Origin of the sequence: Amphiplicatus metriothermophilus (genome assembly GCF_900199215.1) — a bacterium.
Taxonomy (GTDB): Bacteria; Pseudomonadota; Alphaproteobacteria; order Caulobacterales; family Parvularculaceae; genus Amphiplicatus; species Amphiplicatus metriothermophilus.
The window spans coordinates 495,299-511,500 of record NZ_FZQA01000001.1 but is presented as its reverse complement, the minus strand read 5'-3'; the positions used below and the strand labels follow the sequence as shown (position 1 = coordinate 511,500).

The following is a 16,202-nucleotide window of genomic DNA, read 5'->3' as shown; positions in this document are numbered from 1 at the left end:
CCCGCTCCTGTGCAAACCGGCCGGATCGAGGAAAACGGGGGGAAAATTATTCCTGAAGAATCCGTCGCATGGAACGGATTTCCACGTCATGCTTGAAACGTCCGTCCGTAGGCTTGCTCCGGGGAAAATCAGCAGGAGTATGACGGGAAAAATCCGGCGCGGGCCCTTTTCCGCAATATCCAGCCCTACCTTTGGATTCATACTTTTTTAAGAAAGATTAAGAGAAGGTTAACGGGATGACCGATCAAGGGCCGAGACCCGAGCCGCTGCTCGTTCGCGTGCTGAAGGGCGAGCGGACGGCCATACCTCCGGTCTGGTTCATGCGCCAGGCGGGACGCTATCTGCCGGAATATCGCGCGCTGCGGGAGGAGGCGGGCTCCTTTCTCGATCTGTGCCGTGATCCGACGCGGGCCTGCGAGGTCACGCTTCAGCCGGTGCGGCGCTTCGATCTCGACGCGGCGATTCTGTTCGCGGACATCCTGCTGATCCCCCATGCGCTGGGGCAGGATCTTTCCTTCGTCGAGGGCGAAGGCCCCCGGCTCGCCCCGGCGATGACCCCGGCGATGCTTGATGCGTTCCGAGAACGAAACGTTCTCGAATCGCTGGCGCCGGTGTTCGAGACCGTGCGCCGCGCGCGCGCCGCGCTGGCGCCGGAGAAGGCGCTCATCGGCTTCGCCGGCGCGCCCTGGACGGTGGCGACCTACATGCTCGCCGGCGGGCCGTCGCGCGATCCTTCCGCCCTGCGCGCGCGCTGGTATGGCGAACGGGCCTTCGTCGAGGGGCTGATCGATCTCCTCGTCGCGCGCACGGCGGATTATCTGATCGCCCAGATCGACGCCGGCGCGGACGCGGTGCAGCTTTTCGACAGCTGGGCCGGGGGCCTGCCGGAGCCGGCGGCGCGCGCCCTGTCGGTCGAGCCGATGCGGGCGATCGCGGCGAAGGTGAAAGCTGCGCGCCCGGGCGTTCCGGTGATCTTCTTTCCCAAGGGAGCCGGGGCGCTCCTGGAGGCCTACGCCGCGCTTGAGGAATGCGACGCCGTTGGCCTCGATACGGCGACGCCGCCGGACTGGGCGCTGCGTAACCTCGCCGGTTGCGCGGTCCTCCAGGGCGGGCTCGATCCGCTGGCGGTCGTCGCCGGCGGCGCGGCGATGCGCGCGGCGGCGCGGCGGCTTCTGCGCGCCTTCGCCGGCGTTCCCTACGTCTTCAACACCGGCCACGGGCTCGTTCCGGAAACGCCGCCCGCGCATGTGGCCGCGCTCGTGGACTATCTGCGCTCGGGAGACTGGAAGGATGCGTGAGGCGCTTCTGGCGGCCTATCCGTGGATCAAGGCGGCCCACGTCACTTTCGTCATCGCCTGGATGGCGGGCATGATGTATCTGCCCCGGCTGTTCGTCTACCATCACGAGGCCGAACGAGGCGGGGAGGCCGAGCGGCATTTCGTCGTGATGGAGCGCCGTCTGCTCAAGGGGATCGTCAATCCGTCGATGATCCTTGTCTGGGTTCTGGCAGGGGTCATGCTCTACGCCAATCCGGCGCTTCTGTCGCAGGGCTGGTTTCAGGTGAAGCTCGCCGCGGTGCTGGCGATCTCGGCGATCCACGGGCTTTACGCCAATGCGCAGAAGAAATTCGCCCGCGGCGAGCGGCCCCGCACGGCGCGTTTCTGGCGAGCGATGAACGAGGTCCCGTTCCTGCTGCTCATCCTGGCCGTAATCATGGTGATCGTGCGGCCGTTTTGACAACGAAACGGGCTATCCAGGCGGCCGTGCAGCGCGTTTATTCCGTCATCCCGGATCGGCAGCGCCGTCATCCCGGGCGCGTGGTTCTTCGTCATCCCGGGTGCGGCGCGGCATGAAATGACGCGCCGCAGATCCGGGATCGGGTTCGGCTGGACTCGGCGCAGGTCGAAAGCGGTCCCGGGTCTGCATTGCATCGCTGCGCGCTGCACTGCGCCCGGGACGACGCATGTTTCTAATCCCTGACCCCTGACCCTTCATCGTCCCGATTGACGCCGGGCCGACTTCGCCTATATCAGGAGAAAACCCGCCTTTCCTTGAGAGCGCCGCTCCGCGAGACGCGCGCCGCACCCGTTCCAAAAACACAGCGACCGCCGTCTGCGCGAGCACGCGGCGCATATTCCGAGGCGCATCATGTCTGTCACCGCCGAAGTCTCCCTGCCGTCGAAAATGGCCCTCGACGACCTCAAGGCGAAGTCGCCGACCGAGCTGCTCGCCTTCGCCGAGGATCTCGAGGTCGAGAACGCCTCGACCCTGCGCAAGCAGGACATGCTCTTCGCCATCCTCAAGGAGCTCGCCGAGCGCGGGGTGGAGATCACCGGCGGCGGCGTGATGGAAGTGCTGCCCGACGGCTTCGGCTTCCTGCGCTCGCCCGACGCCAACTATCTGCCCGGCCCGGACGACATCTACGTCTCGCCCTCGCAGATCCGCCGCTTCGCGCTGCGGACCGGCGACACCGTCATGGGCGAGATCAGAAGCCCGCGCGACGGCGAGCGCTATTTCGCGCTGCTCAAGGTCTCGACCATCAATTTCGAGGACCCGGAAAAGGCGCGCCACAAGGTTCACTTCGACAACCTGACGCCGCTCTATCCGGACGAGCGGCTGAAGATGGAGGTGGTCGAGGACGTCGGCAAGAAGAAGGACCTGACCGCCCGCGTCATCGATCTCGTCGCGCCCATCGGCAAGGGCCAGCGGGCGCTCATCGTCGCCCCGCCGCGCACCGGCAAGACCGTCATCCTGCAGAACATCGCCCACTCGATCGCGGCGAACCATCCCGAGTGCTATCTCATCGTGCTCCTTATCGACGAGCGCCCGGAGGAAGTGACCGACATGCAGCGCTCGGTGAAAGGCGAGGTCGTCTCCTCGACCTTCGACGAGCCGGCCGCGCGCCATGTCGCCGTCGCGGAGATGGTGATCGAAAAGGCCAAGCGCCTCGTCGAGCACGGGCGCGACGTGGTCATCCTGCTCGACTCGATCACCCGCCTGGGGCGCGCCTACAACACGGTGGTGCCGTCGTCGGGCAAGGTCCTGACCGGCGGCGTCGACGCCAACGCGCTGCAGCGCCCGAAGCGCTTCTTCGGCGCGGCGCGCAACATCGAGGAGGGCGGCTCGCTGACCATCATCGCCACGGCGCTCATCGACACCGGCTCGAAAATGGACGAGGTCATCTTCGAGGAGTTCAAGGGCACCGGCAACTCGGAGATCGTCCTTGACCGGAAGGTCGCCGACAAGCGGGTCTTCCCGGCGATGGACATTCTCAAGTCCGGCACCCGCAAGGACGAGCTCATCACGCCGAAGGACCAGCTCCAGAAGGTCTACGTCCTGCGCCGCATCCTCGCGCCCATGGGCACGTCGGACGCCATCGAGTTCCTGCTCGACAAGCTCCGGCAGACCAAGACCAACGCCGACTTCTTCGAGTCGATGAATACGTAGTTTCAGGAAGCGCCCCGATCGACCCGATCGCGGCCTCGACGCAGACCGCTTCCCGCCCGTTCCGGCGAGACCGACCCGTCGAGCAAACTATCGGCTGCGCCCCGACGCAAGTCGGGGCGGTTGGCGTTTGGGCGACTCAATGCCAAAGCGATGCAATCAAGCGTGTCGCGAAGCATGGCGAGTTTGGCGAACGGCGCTTCGCTCAAACCCCCTACGCCGCGAGCGGCGGGATTTTATCCGCCCACGGACGGGCTTCCTCCAGCGCGTAGGCGAGCCGGAGCAGGAGCGCGTCCGCCCCGGGGCGGGCCGACAGCTGCACGCCGACGGGCAGGCCGTCTTCGGTCCAGGCGAAGGGAACCGACATCGCCGGCGTTCCGGCCACGTTGTGGATGGGCGTGTAGGCGGCGTAGCGCCCGAGCCGCTCGACCAGCGCGTCGAAGGGAACGTCGCCGGCGACTTCCCCGAGCCGGACCGGCGGCGCGCCCAGAACCGGGGTCAGCCAGGCGTCGTAATCCTCGAGCCAGCGGACCGTCTGCGCCGCGAAGCGATCGAGAAGGCCGACCGCCTCGGCGAGGCCGGTCTCGCCGAGCGCGTCGAACGCGGCGGCCAGGCCCAAGGTGAAGGGCTCGAGAACGCCGGTCCGTTCCGGCGGGGCGCCGGCAAGCTGCGCCGCAAGCTGACGGATCTGCGCCGCGCCATGGGCCCAGACCGCGTTGAAGGCGTCGGCCCCGCCGGGAAACTCGTAAGGCGTCGTCTCGACCGGGACGATCTCGTGGCCCATGGATTCGAGCAGCCGCGCGGCCTCTTCGACCGCCGCGGCGACGGCGGGATCGGGCCGGCGGCCGGCGCCGTCTTTGAGGCTGACGGCGATCTTCAGGGGCGCGAGCGCCGCCGGCGCGACGAAGCCGACGGGCGCGTGCGGGCCGTCCTCGCGCTCGGTCAGGGCGAGCAGGAACGCGCTGTCGCGCACGCTCAGACTCACTGCGTGCTTGACCGCGAGATCGAAGGCGCGCCCGCCCGTTCCCTGATCGGGAAAGCGCCCGCGGCTGGGTTTGAGGCCGAAAACGCCGCAGCAGGCGGCCGGAATGCGGATCGAACCGCCGCCGTCGCTCGCCTGCGCGACGGGCAGAATGCGCGCGGCGACCAGCGCGGCCGCTCCGCCGCTCGATCCGCCTGCGGAATGTCCGAGCGCCCACGGATTGGCGGTCGGGCGGTAGGCCAGCGGCTCCGTCGTCGGCAGGAGGCCGAACTCCGGCGTCTGGCTCTTGCCGAGGGTGACGAGCCCCGCCGCGTCGAGCCGGGCGGTGTAGGCGGTCATGGTCTGGCCGATGGCGTCGCGGAAAAGCGCCGAGCCGCGCCGGAAGGGCAGGCCGGGATACTCGTTGAGGTCCTTCATGGCGAAGGGAACGCCGTAAAGCGGCGCCGCCGGATCGGCCCCGTCGAGCCGGTCGAGCGCGGCTTCGACGTCGAGGGCGGCGAAGGCGCCGAGGCGGTCTTCGAGCCGGGCGATGCGCGCGGCCGCGGCCTCGACGGCCTCGCGCGCCGTCAGATGACCCTCGCGGATATGCCTTGCAAGCGCCGTCGCATCGAGCCGCGCAAGATCGTCCGGCCCCGACGGGGCGCCGCGCGAAGCCTCGCGTCCGCAGCCCGCCGCGGCGAGCGCGGCCGCCATCGCCGCCCCGGCCTTGAGCGCCGCGCGCCGGGTGAGTCCCGCTGCCGCGCGCCCGCGCGGGCGCTCCATGTCGTCCGCCATCATCCTCCCCTGTCTTCGTCGCTCGCCGTCGCCCCGGCGCCCCGGCGCGCGCGGATCGTCGCCCAAGCCGGGCGCCCGACCAAGCGCGAAACGCAGCGCCGACTGCGCGCCGGACATTCCGTCTCGACGGAACGTGAGCGCGAAACCGGTTGCGCGCGCCGGGCCGCGGCGGCACTCTCTCGCGCCAAAACGCCCGCTCGCGCGGGAGAGGCCCCCGGGAAGACCGCCCATAGGAGACCGCCATGACGCTCAAGCTCTATCACTGTCCGCGCACCCGCTCGATCCGCGTCTACTGGGCGCTCGAAGAGCTCGGCCTCGACTATGAGATCGAGCCCGTGCCTTTCGACCGCGCCTGGTTCAGGTCGCCCGAATGGCGCGCGCTGAGCCCCGTGGGCAAGGTTCCGGTGTTTTTCGACGGCGAGGAGCGGCTCATCGAGTCGGTTGCGGTGATCCATTATCTCGCCGAGAAATATGCGGAAGGAAAGCTCGCGCGCCGGCCGACCGATTCCGACTACGGACAGTTTCTGCAATGGCTGCATTTCGGCGAGGCGGGCGTCGGCCCCTATGTCACCATGCTGATCGCGCAGACGCGCCTTCTGCCGCCCGAGCAGCGCCTCGAACCGATGAAGCAATGGGCGATCGCGGAGACGAAGAACTGCTGCGCCTTCATCGAGCAGAGCCTTGAGGGAAAGCAGTTCATTCTGGGGGACGAATTCTCGCTCGCCGACATCTCGCTCGGCTATGCGCTTTACCTGGTGAAGATCAGCGGCGAGGCGCAGAACATTCTCGGCCCGCGCACGCAGGAATATTTCGCCCGCCTCGCCGCCCGGCCGGCCTGGAAGAAAGCCTCGGCGGCCTGAGGGCGGACTCAGGAGGCGCGCCGCGTCGCCGGGAACGCCCTCGGATTCCGCAGGATGGCGGCGGAGACGAGGGCGATCAGCGCGCCCACGGGGAAAATCTCCATGAAGGTCATCGGAAGCCGGAACAGCGGGTTTGCGTATCGGCGCACCAGGACCTCCATCCTGGCCGCCTCGGCTTCCAGCGCGGCGGCGTCGAGGCCCTTGGCCTTCTTCGCCTCCAGCGCCGCGTCGGCGTAGGCGCGGATGAAGCCGTAGTCGGTGAAGGCGAGATAGGCCTCCCACAGGGCGACATAGACGACGCCGGCGACGGCCGCGATGGAAAGCCCGACCCCGAGCGCGGGGAGGAAACGGATGACGCCGCCCTTCTCGCGGTCGCGATAGCGTTTCACGCCGACGAAAACCAGCGTCAGCGCGACCAGCATGATGAGATAGCCGAGCCACGCCGAACCTGCGTGGCCGGCGTCTCCCCCGGACAGGGCGATCCCGACGATGATGACCGCGATGACGACCGCGCCGGCCGCGCCGCCATAGGCGAGTGCGTATTTTGACATGGCGTTTCCTCTCTCCTGCCGCGTTCGGGTCGGATCACCATGCGCGCCGGCGCCCCGCTCCGCCATCGCCCGAATGGGTGATTTCGGCGCGTTCGCCTGTTTTTACGGGGCTCAGGGAACGAGCGAGAGCGCGCGCGCCTTGCGGGCCGCCTCGACGCGGCGGGCGACGTCGAGCTTTTCGAAAAGGCGCGCGACGTGGGTTTTCACCGTGTTCGGCGACACCGCGAGGGCGCGCGCAATCTCCTTGTTGGAGCGGCCCTCGGCGAGAAGCGCCAGCACCTCGTATTCTCGCGCCGTCACGCCGAGACTGCGCAGCGCCGCCTCGTTGCGCTCGAAGCCCGCCGGCGCGGCCCGCGCCGTCAGCCGCGCGCCGGCCCACGCGCCGAGCGCGGCGAACAGCGCGGCGATGACGACGATATAGATCTCGGTCGAATAGACGCGCGCCAGATATTTGTACTCAAGCCACTGCAGCAGGCTCGCGGCTGCGGCGAGGGCGAAACCGTAGAGAAGAGCGGCGCGGACCATGAGGCGCAAGTCTTGCGCGAAACCGCCCGTCGGGCAACGCCGGCGCGCGGGCGCTCAGCGCCGCGCGATTCCGCAGACCCCGTCGCGGGCCCCGCGCCCGGCTGCGGCGAGCGCGGCGTGCGCCTGGCGCGGGCGGTCGGTGGCGATGATGTCGACGCCGGCGGCGGCGATCTCGGCGTAGCGGGCCTCGTCGCCCGAAGCCGCGATCGCGCCGTCGATCGACCGGTCGGGCCGGCCGAGCGCGCCGAAGATCGTTTCCACGTCGCGCGCGTCGAGCGCGTCGTTGAGACGCGGGCGCGGCGCATCGAGCCCGGTGAAGGCGAGAAGGCGCTCATCCGGCACGCCGGCGGCGACGGCGCGGTTGAGGGCGGAGACCGTATCAAGCGACAGCGAGATCATCATTTCCGGCGCGAGGGCGTGCAGGCGCTCGGCCTGCGCCGTCGTGTAGGCGATGAGGACGACGCGATCCTCCGCGCCCTGACGTCTGATCTCGGCGATGACGTCTTCATAGCGGGCCGAGCGCTTGAAGTCGATCTTGAGGATCGTGCGGTCCTTCGCCCAGGCGAGCATTTCGTCGAACCGCGTCGGGCGGCGCGGCGTCGGCGCGCCGTCGTCGTCTTTCAGGCGCAGGCGCTCGATCGCCGCCCAAGCGAGCGCGTCGACCGGCCCTTCGCCGGTCGTCGTTCTGTCCAGCGTCTCGTCATGCATGAGATAGAGAACGCCGTCGGCGGACGCCGCGACGTCGATCTCGACGAGGGCGGGGACCTCGGCGAGCAGGGCCGCGGCCGTCTCGAGCGCGTTTTCGGGAAGGCCCGGCGCAGGTCCCGCGCGATGGGCCGAGACGAGGGCGATTCCCTCCGCCTCCAGACAATCGAGGAAGGCGTTGACGTCGCCCTGCGGGTCGAGCCGCCAGCCGGCGCCGGCTTCGGACCGCGCCGCGCCGGGCGCCGGGGCGGAAGGTTGCTCCGTTCCCGCGGGCGCGCAGGCGGCGAGGAGGAGGAGGGCGATCACACGAAGGTTTCTCATGCGGGCTTTCATCGCGGCGGCTTGGCGCAACCGAGAACTCCTATACGATTGCCATCGATATGAAGTAAAATATGTTAGCAATTACATGGAGATAATCGCGCAGGCGAAGACCGCCGCCCTCACGGCTTCAGCACGATCGCGCCCGTCGACTTGCCGCTTTCGAGCAGCCGATGGGCCTCGCCGGCCTGTTCGAGCGGAAAGACGGTCGGCGGGGCGGGCCTGAGCACGCCCTTAAGGAGAAGATCGAACAGCTCTTCGGCCATGGCCGAAAAGCGCTCCGGCGTCGCGTAGTGAAACAGCGTCGGGCGGGTCAGAAACAGCGAGCCGCGGCGCGACAGCTCCAAGGGCGCAACCGGCGGGACCGGTCCCGAGGCGTTGCCGTAGGAGACCATCATCCCGCGCATGGCGAGCGAATCGAGCGAGGCTTCGAAGGTCGCCGCGCCCACGGAGTCGTAGACGACCTCGACGCCGCGCCCGGCCGTGAGCTCGCGCACGCGCGCGGCGATCGAATCCGTCTCGGTACGGACTATAACGTGCGCCGCGCCGGCGCGCGCCGCGATCGGGGCCTTTTCCGGCGCGCCGACGACGGCGATCACCTCCGCGCCGAGATGGGCCGCCCACTGACAAAGCAGCGTGCCCACCCCGCCCGCCGCGGCGTAGACGAGCGCCCGGTCGCCCGCCTTCAGCGGGCAGACCTGGCGGGCGAGCATCTGCGCCGTCAGGCCCTTGAGGAAGACCGCCGCGGCGGTCTCGTCGTCGACGCCGTCGGGGATTTTCGCGGCCGCCGCCGCCGGGACGGTCGCGCGCGCGGCGTAGGCGCCCCCGCCATGGCTGAGATAGGCGACCCGGTCGCCGGGCGCGAAGCCGGTCGCGCCGTCGACGGCGCGCACGACGCCTGCGCCCTCCATGCCGGGAACCGCCGGCAGGGCCACGGGGTAAAGGCCCGTGCGCTGATAGATGTCGATGAAATTGACGCCGGCGGCGGCGTTCTCGACGAGAAGCTCGCCGGGGCCGGGCGCCCGCTCGCGGCGCTCTTCGAGGACGAGCCGGTCCGGCCCGCCATGCTCCTTCAGGACGATCGCTTTCATGGCGCCAGTAGGCGACAGGCGCCGCCGGGAGGCAAGGGGGCGGCGAGAGATTGGGGGTTGGGGGTTAGGGGTTAGAGGCATGCGTCGTCCCGGATGCGGCGCAGCATTTCATGCTGCGCTGCTGATCCGGGACCGGGTTCGGCGGACTCCTGCGCCAGCCGCGCGCGATCCCGGGTCTGCGCCGCATCGCTTGCGCGCCGCGGCGCGCCCGGGATGACACACCTTCTTCCTAATCCCCAATCCCCGACCCCCAATCCCTCGCGCCCATTGCTCCCGTTTCCCCGTCCGTGGTCTAAACCGGCCGGAAATGGAGGACCGATCATGCGCCTGACCATCGACATCGACTGCACGCCCGAAGAGGCCCGCGCCTTTTTCGGCATGCCCAACGTCGAGCCGCTCAACAAGATGATCGTCGACGAGATGACGCGCCGCGCGAAGGAGAATCTCGACACCCTCGCCGATCCCGAGCGCTTCTTCGCCCAGATGGCGGCGATGAGCGGCAAGGGCTTCGAGCAGTTCCAGAACCTCATGGCGGCGACCATGGGCGGCGCGTCCGGCGGCGCGAAAAGGAAGTGAGGCGGACGCCGCCGCGGCGTCCGCGGGCTTCGCGCCGTTGCGAAGCCGTCGTTACGGCCGCCATGGGATCGTTTACACCGCTGAAGGGAATGACGACATTCTGATCCTCGCCTTCATTCGCGACGGGCATTCGCGACGGGGCGGATCGCGCCTGCAGGTTCAGGGCGTCGGAGGCCGGCGAAACGCAATGACCCAAAGGGCCGACACCATCTTCGCCCGGGCCTCGGGGGCGGGGCGCGCAGGCGTCGCGGTCTTCCGCCTGTCGGGGCCCGAAGCCTTTGCGATCGGCGAGCGGCTGTGCGGGACCCTGCCGCCGCCGCGCCGGGCCGCGCTGCGCACGCTGCGGGCGCCCGACGGGGAGATCGTCGATACGGGCCTCGCGCTCGCCTTCCGGGGCCCGGCGAGCTTCACCGGGGAGGACGTCGTCGAGCTCCATCTGCATGGAAGCCGCGCCGTCGAGGCCGCCCTCTACGAGGCGCTCGCCGCGCTCGGGGCGCGGCCCGCCGAGGCCGGCGAGTTCGCGCGCCGGGCGCTCGAGAACGGGCGGCTCGATCTCGCCCAGGCCGAGGCCCTCGCCGATCTTATCGACGCCGAAACGAGCGAGCAGAGACGCCAGGCATTGGGTCAGCTCGGCGGCCGGCTCTCGGCGCTCGCCGAGGGCTGGCGGGCGCGCCTGATCGCCATTCTCGCGCCGCTCGAGGCCGACATCGACTTCCCCGACGAGGAGGACGTGCCGGCCGCGGTCGCCGCGCGCGCCGGGCCGGCGATCGACGCCCTCATGGCGGAGCTGCGGTCATACCAGGCCGACGCGGCCCGCCTGCGCGCGATCCGCTCGGGCGTCGCGATCGCGATCCTCGGCGCGCCGAACGCCGGCAAGTCGAGCCTTCTCAATCGCCTGGCCGGCTCGGACGCGGCGATCGTCTCGCCGACGCCGGGCACGACGCGGGACGTGATCGAGGTCCGCCTCGATCTCGGCGGGCTGCCGGCCCTGCTCGCCGACACGGCGGGCCTCAGAGCCATGACCGAGGACGAGATCGAGGCCGAAGGCATGCGCCGGGCGCTCGCGCGGGCCGAGAACGCCGACATCCGCATCCTCGTCGCCGACGCGGCGGCGGGGGCGGCGGGGGCGGCGGACGCGGCGGGGCTGCTGCGGCCGGGCGACTTTCTGGTCTGGAACAAGACCGATCTCGCCCCGGCGCCGGCGCGCGAGCCGCCCGAAGGCGTTCAGGCCTTCGCGCTGTCGGCGAAGACCGGGGAGGGGATCGGCGAGTTCATCCGTATCCTGACCGATGCGGCGCGCGCGCGCTTCCGCCCCGTCCACGAGACGGGTCTGACGCGCCTGCGCCATGCGCGCGCCGTCGCAGAGGCGCTCGACGCGCTCGCCCGCGCGCGCGGACGGATCGACGCGGCGCCGGAGCTCGCCGCGGAAGACGCGCGCCTGGCCGCCCGCGCGCTCGGGCGCATCACCGGCGCGGTCGACGTCGAAGACGTGCTGGATGAGATATTTTCGAGCTTCTGTATTGGAAAGTAATGTTGTCTGTTACTGATTAGCAGCTAGTGTATAGTAATAGAATTTATTCGTTAACATTATTATATGGCTGCTAAGCGCCGGCCTCCAGTCATAATCCGAAACAATTTGTGATCGCGAAACTTATCCCCGCCCTTCGGGGCGCCCATATCCTCGGGGCGTCTTGGATCGCGGGCCCGCTTCGCCTATAGGAGCCGGCCCGAACCGAAAGCGCGAAAGGGCGCGAAGCGAGCGTGAAAACCTACGACGTCATCGTCATCGGCGGAGGCCATGCGGGCTGCGAGGCGGCCGCCGCGGCCGCGCGCCTGGGGGCGAAGACGCTGCTCGCCACCCACGCCCGCGCCACCATCGGCGAGATGTCGTGCAATCCGGCCATCGGCGGGCTCGGCAAGGGCCATCTGGTGCGCGAGATCGACGCCCTCGACGGCCTCATGGGCCGGGTGATCGACCAGGCGGGAATCCAGTTCCGGATGCTGAACCGCTCGAAGGGCCCGGCGGTGCGCGGGCCCCGCGCGCAGGCCGACCGCGCCCTCTACAGGAAGCACATGCAGGCGGCGATCGCCGCGGTTCCCAATCTCGACGTGCTGGAATGCGCGGTCGAGGATCTGATTGTTTCACGTGAAACGCCGAAGGGCGCCGCGCCCGTCGGTGTTTCACGTGAAACATGGCGCGTCGTCGGGATCGCGACCGCCGACGGGACCGAGTTCCGCGCCGGGGCGACGGTGCTGACCACGGGCACCTTCCTCAAGGGCGTCATCCATATCGGCGACAAGCGCATTCCGGCGGGCCGGGCCAGGGCGGGCGGCGTCGAGGCCCCGGCGATCGGCCTCGCCGACCGGCTGTACGGCCTCGGCCTCACGATGGGCCGGCTCAAGACCGGCACGCCGGCGCGCCTCGACGGGCGGACCATCGACTGGGCGGGGCTGGAGATGCAGCCCGCCGACGCCGAGCCGGTCCCGTTCTCCTTCCTGACGGAGACGATCGCGGTCCCGCAGATCGAATGCGGGATCACCTGGACGTCGCAGGAAACCCACCGGATCATCGAGGCGAATCTCGGCAAATCGGCGGTCTATGGCGGCGCGATCTCGGGCCGGGGCCCGCGCTATTGCCCCTCCATCGAGGACAAGGTGGTGCGCTTCGCCGAGAAGGAGCGCCATCAGATCTTTCTCGAACCCGAGGGTCTCGACGACCCGACGGTCTATCCCAACGGGATCTCGACATCGCTGCCGGAGGAGGTGCAGGCGGCGTTCCTCGCCACCATTCCCGGCCTCGAAAAGGCGCGGGTCATCCGCTACGGCTACGCCATCGAATACGACTATGTGGACCCCCGCGCGCTGTACCCGACGCTCGAGGTCAAGCGGCTGCCGGGGCTTTTCCTCGCCGGGCAGATCAACGGCACCACGGGCTATGAGGAGGCCGCCGCCCAGGGGCTGATCGCCGGGGCCAATGCGGCGAAGCGCGCCGGCGGCGGGGCGCCCCTGCTGATCGACCGGGCCGAGGGCTATATCGGGGTCCTGATCGACGACCTCGTGACCAAAGGAGTTACGGAGCCCTATCGCATGTTCACGAGCCGGGCCGAGTACCGGCTCACCCTGCGCGCCGACAACGCCGACCAGCGCCTCACGCCGCGGGGGATCGCGGCCGGGCTCGTCGGGTCCGAGCGGGCGCGGGCGTTTCACGTGAAACAGTCGGCGCTCGAAGAGGCCCGAAACTGGGCGCGGGCGACGACCCTGACGCCCAACGAGGCCGCGCGCCACGGGCTCGCGCTCAATCGCGACGGCCGCCGGCGCTCGGTGATCGACCTGCTCGCCCTGCCGGGCGTCGACGCGGCGCGGCTCGCTTCCATCTGGCCGCGGCTCGACGCGCTGCCGCGTCCCATCGTCGAGCAGCTTGAGATCGAGGCGCTGTACGCCGGCTATCTCGACCGGCAGGAGGCCGACATCCTCGCCTTCCGCAAGGACGAGTCCCTGCGCCTGCCGGCGGATCTGCCCTATGACGCGATACCGGGACTGTCGCACGAGGTCCGCCAGAAGCTGGCCGCGGCCCGGCCCGCGACGCTCGGCCAGGCCGGGCGGATCGAGGGCGTTACGCCGGCGGCGCTCGCCCTGCTGCTCGCCTGGGTCAGGAAACATGGCGCCCGCGCGGCCGGCTGAGACCGCGCGCATGACGGCGCGCGGCGGGACCCCTCCCCGGCGGGGACGATCGCTGAAAAGCCCAGACGTCGCCCGCCCTCTGCGCGGAGGCCGCCCATGAGCGACGCCCGCCGCGAGTCCCGCTTCGGCGTTTCACGTGAAACGGTCCGCCGGGCGCGGACGCGGCGTCTGCCTCAGGATCTCGCCGCGACCGGAGAAGCCGCCAGGGCGGCGCCGGACGGAGCGCCCCTTGCGCCCGAAGAATTCGCCGCGGCGGCGAATGTTTCACGTGAAACGCTGGACCGCCTGAAGGCCTATGACGCGATCCTTCTCGACCGGGCCGGACGGCATAATCTCGTGGCGCGCTCGACCCTGCCGGACCGCTGGCGGCGGCATTTCCTCGATTCCGCGCAGCTTTTCCCGCTGATCCCCGAGACGGCGCGCACGCTCGTCGATCTCGGCTCGGGGGCGGGCTTTCCCGGCCTCGTGCTCGCCGCGATGGGGGCGGAGCGGGGACTTCGGGTCGCCCTCGTCGAATCGACCGGCAAAAAGGCCGCATTTCTGCGCGAAGCGACCGCGGCGATGGGCCTCGACAATGTGGCGGTCATACCGCAACGCATTGAAAATATTACCATTTCCCCGCCGGACGTGATCACGGCCCGAGCCCTCGCGCGGCTTGATAAGCTCCTCGGCTACGCCCATGAAATCGCGGGAAAATCGACTCTGTGCCTTTTTTTAAAAGGACAAGATGTTGAGGATGAATTGACCGAAGCCGCTAAATCTTGGCATATGGAAGCGACGCGGACGGCGAGCGTCACGAATCCCGGTTCTACCGTTCTCGCGATCCGCGCCGTCGCCCCCCGAAGAGCCCGCCCGTGACCGATTCGCCGCGCTCCAGCACACCGACCCCGCGAACGGCCCCGCGAATCCTGGCGATCGCCAACCAGAAGGGCGGCGTCGGCAAGACGACGACCGCGATCAATCTGGCGACCGCGCTCGCCGCGGTGGGCGAGCGCGTGCTGCTCGTCGATCTCGACCCGCAGGGCAACGCCTCGACGGGGCTGGGGCTGCCCGCGGCCGCGCGCCGGATCACCACTTACGAGGTGCTGATGGGCGAGTACCGGCTGGAGGCGGCCGTGGCCGACGCCGGCATTCCCGGCCTTTCGCTCGCGCCGGCCGGCGTCGATCTCGCCGGCGCCGAGGTCGAGCTGATCGACGCCGAGCGCCGCCATCATCGCCTCGCCGACGCCCTTGCCGACTACGCGCAGCTCGAAGACGCGGCCTCCTATGTCGTCATAGACTGCCCGCCCTCGCTGTCGCTGCTCACCCTCAACGCGCTGGCGGCGGCGGACGCGGTGCTCATCCCGCTGCAATGCGAGTTCTTCGCCCTCGAAGGGCTGTCGCAGATCATGCGCACCATCGAGACCGTCCGGGCGCGGATCAACCCCCGGCTCGAGCTGCAGGGCGTGGTGCTGACCATGCACGACCGGCGCAACAACCTGTCGAACCAGGTGGAGGCCGACGTGCGCGCTCATCTCAAGGACAAGGTCTACCGCACGGTCATCCCCCGCAACGTGCGCATTTCCGAGGCGCCGAGCCACGGCAAGCCGGCGCTGCTCTACGATCTCAAATGCGCCGGCAGCCAGGCCTATGTGGCGCTGGCGAGCGAGGTCATCCAGCGCGAGCGCGCGCGCAAGGAGGCGGCGTGACGAGGCGGCCGGACAAGCCCGCGCGCGCGGCGGAAGGAGGCGGCCCATGGCGGCGCTGAAGAAAGGATTGGGGCGCGGGCTCGACGCGCTGCTCGCCGACGCGCCGTCGCGCGAGGCCGAAGCGCCGGCGCGCGCAGAGGCCCCGCCCGCCGCGGCGCGGGGCAAGAGCACGCTGCCGGTCGCGTTCCTCAGGCCCAATCCCGACCAGCCGCGCCGGCATTTCAACGAGGACGCGATCGAGGAACTCGCCGAGTCGATCCGCGCGCGCGGGCTTCTCCAGCCGATCCTCGTGCGCCCGAAGGGCCCGGACGAATACGAGATCGTCGCCGGCGAGCGGCGCTGGCGCGCGGCGCAGAAGGCGAAGATCCACGACGTTCCCGTCGTCATCCGGGAGCTGACGGACGAGGAGGCCGCCGAGATCGCGCTCATCGAGAACGTGCAGCGCGTCGATCTCAACCCGGTGGAGGAGGCGCGCGCCTATCGCCGCCTCGCCGAGGTCCACGGCCGCACGCAGGAGGCGATCGCCAAGGCGGTCGGCAAGTCGCGCAGCCACGTCGCCAACATGATGCGCCTGCTCGACCTGCCGGAGCTGTCGCTCGACCTGCTCGCGCGCGGCGACATCACGATGGGCCATGCGCGCGCGATCCTCGCCGCGCCGAACCCGGATCTCGCCGCGGCCGCGGTGCGCCGCGAGGGCCTCAGCGTGCGCGAGACCGAGCGCTTCGTGGCCGAACTTCAGGCGATCGAGGCCGAACGGCGCAGCGCGCCGGCGTCCCGCGGAAGGGATGATCATTCATCCGACAACGGAAAATCCGCACAGGGACGTTCCGTAAGCGGAAAGAAGGACGCCGACACCCGCGCGCTTGAGGCCGATCTCGCCGCCGCGCTCGGCCTCGAAGTCTCCATCGAGCACTCGGCGAAAGGCTCGGGAACAGTGAGCCTGCGCTATCTCGACCTCGACCAGCTCGACGAAATCTGCCGCCGCCTCATGGGCGCGGGAGCGTGAT

The 16,202-nt window shown here is 69.7% G+C and carries 15 protein-coding genes; 10 read left to right on the top strand and 5 right to left on the bottom strand.

The window, feature by feature from the left end:
- Positions 1–236: 236 nt before the first annotated feature.
- The 3 genes from hemE to rho all read left to right on the top strand — a co-directional run bounded on the left by hemE (position 237) and on the right by rho (position 3,447).
- Positions 237–1,298 (top strand): uroporphyrinogen decarboxylase, encoded by a 1,062-nt coding sequence (gene hemE, locus CHB64_RS02535; RefSeq protein ID WP_089411000.1) that lies wholly within the window; start codon positions 237–239, stop codon positions 1,296–1,298.
- Positions 1,291–1,737, top strand: a complete 447-nt coding sequence (gene hemJ / locus CHB64_RS02530; protein ID WP_089410999.1) for a protoporphyrinogen oxidase HemJ — start codon at positions 1,291–1,293, stop codon at positions 1,735–1,737. Before hemE ends, hemJ begins: the two co-directional genes overlap by 8 nt.
- Positions 1,738–2,184: 447 nt before the next feature.
- The gene (rho, locus tag CHB64_RS02525) at positions 2,185–3,447 is read left to right on the top strand and encodes a transcription termination factor Rho (RefSeq protein ID WP_183234001.1); all 1,263 of its coding nucleotides are present in this window, start codon (positions 2,185–2,187) and stop codon (positions 3,445–3,447) included.
- Positions 3,448–3,658: 211 nt separating this feature from the next.
- Here rho and CHB64_RS02520 read toward each other — a convergent pair whose 3' ends face one another.
- Positions 3,659–5,203, bottom strand: a complete 1,545-nt coding sequence (locus CHB64_RS02520) for an amidase (RefSeq protein ID WP_159462385.1) — start codon at positions 5,201–5,203, stop codon at positions 3,659–3,661.
- Positions 5,204–5,442: 239 nt separating this feature from the next.
- Here CHB64_RS02520 and CHB64_RS02515 point away from each other — a divergent pair, with 239 nt between their 5' ends.
- Complete coding sequence (locus CHB64_RS02515) at positions 5,443–6,060, top strand: glutathione S-transferase family protein (protein WP_089410996.1); 618 nt, start codon at positions 5,443–5,445, stop codon at positions 6,058–6,060.
- A gap of 8 nt (positions 6,061–6,068) precedes the next feature.
- Here CHB64_RS02515 and CHB64_RS02510 read toward each other — a convergent pair whose 3' ends face one another.
- The 4 genes from CHB64_RS02510 to CHB64_RS02495 all read right to left on the bottom strand — a co-directional run bounded on the left by CHB64_RS02510 (position 6,069) and on the right by CHB64_RS02495 (position 9,250).
- Positions 6,069–6,611 carry a DUF4199 domain-containing protein gene (locus CHB64_RS02510; RefSeq protein WP_089410995.1) on the bottom strand — a complete coding sequence of 181 codons (543 nt, stop codon included), beginning with the start codon at positions 6,609–6,611 and terminating at the stop codon, positions 6,069–6,071.
- Between the two features lie 111 nt (positions 6,612–6,722).
- A complete protein-coding gene (locus CHB64_RS02505; RefSeq protein ID WP_089410994.1) occupies positions 6,723–7,136 on the bottom strand; it encodes a response regulator transcription factor in 414 nt (137 codons plus the stop codon).
- Between the two features lie 54 nt (positions 7,137–7,190).
- Complete coding sequence (locus tag CHB64_RS02500) at positions 7,191–8,162, bottom strand: glycerophosphodiester phosphodiesterase family protein (RefSeq protein ID WP_159462384.1); 972 nt, start codon at positions 8,160–8,162, stop codon at positions 7,191–7,193.
- 119 nt (positions 8,163–8,281) lie between these two features.
- Positions 8,282–9,250, bottom strand: a complete 969-nt coding sequence (locus CHB64_RS02495; protein ID WP_089410992.1) for a quinone oxidoreductase family protein — start codon at positions 9,248–9,250, stop codon at positions 8,282–8,284.
- Positions 9,251–9,571: 321 nt separating this feature from the next.
- Here CHB64_RS02495 and CHB64_RS02490 point away from each other — a divergent pair, with 321 nt between their 5' ends.
- From CHB64_RS02490 to CHB64_RS02465, 6 genes are all read left to right on the top strand, one after another.
- Positions 9,572–9,826, top strand: coding sequence for a DUF6489 family protein (locus tag CHB64_RS02490; protein ID WP_089410991.1), 255 nt, complete (start codon positions 9,572–9,574; stop codon positions 9,824–9,826).
- Between the two features lie 187 nt (positions 9,827–10,013).
- A complete protein-coding gene (gene mnmE / locus CHB64_RS02485) occupies positions 10,014–11,357 on the top strand; it encodes a tRNA uridine-5-carboxymethylaminomethyl(34) synthesis GTPase MnmE (RefSeq protein ID WP_089411442.1) in 1,344 nt (447 codons plus the stop codon).
- A 230-nt stretch (positions 11,358–11,587) separates the two neighbouring features.
- A complete protein-coding gene (gene mnmG, locus CHB64_RS02480; RefSeq protein WP_089410990.1) occupies positions 11,588–13,507 on the top strand; it encodes a tRNA uridine-5-carboxymethylaminomethyl(34) synthesis enzyme MnmG in 1,920 nt (639 codons plus the stop codon).
- A 96-nt stretch (positions 13,508–13,603) separates the two neighbouring features.
- The gene (gene rsmG, locus CHB64_RS02475; protein ID WP_089410989.1) at positions 13,604–14,365 is read left to right on the top strand and encodes a 16S rRNA (guanine(527)-N(7))-methyltransferase RsmG; all 762 of its coding nucleotides are present in this window, start codon (positions 13,604–13,606) and stop codon (positions 14,363–14,365) included.
- A complete protein-coding gene (locus CHB64_RS02470) occupies positions 14,362–15,195 on the top strand; it encodes a ParA family protein (protein WP_089410988.1) in 834 nt (277 codons plus the stop codon). The genes rsmG and CHB64_RS02470 overlap by 4 nt, the downstream gene beginning before the upstream one ends.
- 46 nt (positions 15,196–15,241) lie before the next feature.
- The gene (locus CHB64_RS02465) at positions 15,242–16,201 is read left to right on the top strand and encodes a ParB/RepB/Spo0J family partition protein (RefSeq protein ID WP_089410987.1); all 960 of its coding nucleotides are present in this window, start codon (positions 15,242–15,244) and stop codon (positions 16,199–16,201) included.
- Position 16,202 lies beyond the last annotated feature (1 nt).

Excerpts from the sequence above, each read along its gene's own strand:
- rsmG (WP_089410989.1), top strand. The coding sequence starts at position 13,604 with ATGAGCGACGCCCGCCGCGAGTCCCGCTTCGGCGTTTCACGTGAAACG.
- hemJ (WP_089410999.1), top strand. The coding sequence starts at position 1,291 with ATGCGTGAGGCGCTTCTGGCGGCCTATCCGTGGATCAAGGCGGCCCAC.
- hemE (WP_089411000.1), top strand. The coding sequence starts at position 237 with ATGACCGATCAAGGGCCGAGACCCGAGCCGCTGCTCGTTCGCGTGCTG.
- CHB64_RS02510 (WP_089410995.1), bottom strand. The coding sequence starts at position 6,611 with ATGTCAAAATACGCACTCGCCTATGGCGGCGCGGCCGGCGCGGTCGTC.
- rho (WP_183234001.1), top strand. The coding sequence starts at position 2,185 with ATGGCCCTCGACGACCTCAAGGCGAAGTCGCCGACCGAGCTGCTCGCC.
- CHB64_RS02520 (WP_159462385.1), bottom strand. The coding sequence starts at position 5,203 with ATGATGGCGGACGACATGGAGCGCCCGCGCGGGCGCGCGGCAGCGGGA.
- mnmE (WP_089411442.1), top strand. The coding sequence starts at position 10,014 with ATGACCCAAAGGGCCGACACCATCTTCGCCCGGGCCTCGGGGGCGGGG.
- CHB64_RS02490 (WP_089410991.1), top strand. The coding sequence starts at position 9,572 with ATGCGCCTGACCATCGACATCGACTGCACGCCCGAAGAGGCCCGCGCC.
- CHB64_RS02465 (WP_089410987.1), top strand. The coding sequence starts at position 15,242 with ATGGCGGCGCTGAAGAAAGGATTGGGGCGCGGGCTCGACGCGCTGCTC.
- CHB64_RS02515 (WP_089410996.1), top strand. The coding sequence starts at position 5,443 with ATGACGCTCAAGCTCTATCACTGTCCGCGCACCCGCTCGATCCGCGTC.
- CHB64_RS02500 (WP_159462384.1), bottom strand. The coding sequence starts at position 8,162 with ATGAGAAACCTTCGTGTGATCGCCCTCCTCCTCCTCGCCGCCTGCGCG.
- CHB64_RS02495 (WP_089410992.1), bottom strand. The coding sequence starts at position 9,250 with ATGAAAGCGATCGTCCTGAAGGAGCATGGCGGGCCGGACCGGCTCGTC.
- CHB64_RS02505 (WP_089410994.1), bottom strand. The coding sequence starts at position 7,136 with ATGGTCCGCGCCGCTCTTCTCTACGGTTTCGCCCTCGCCGCAGCCGCG.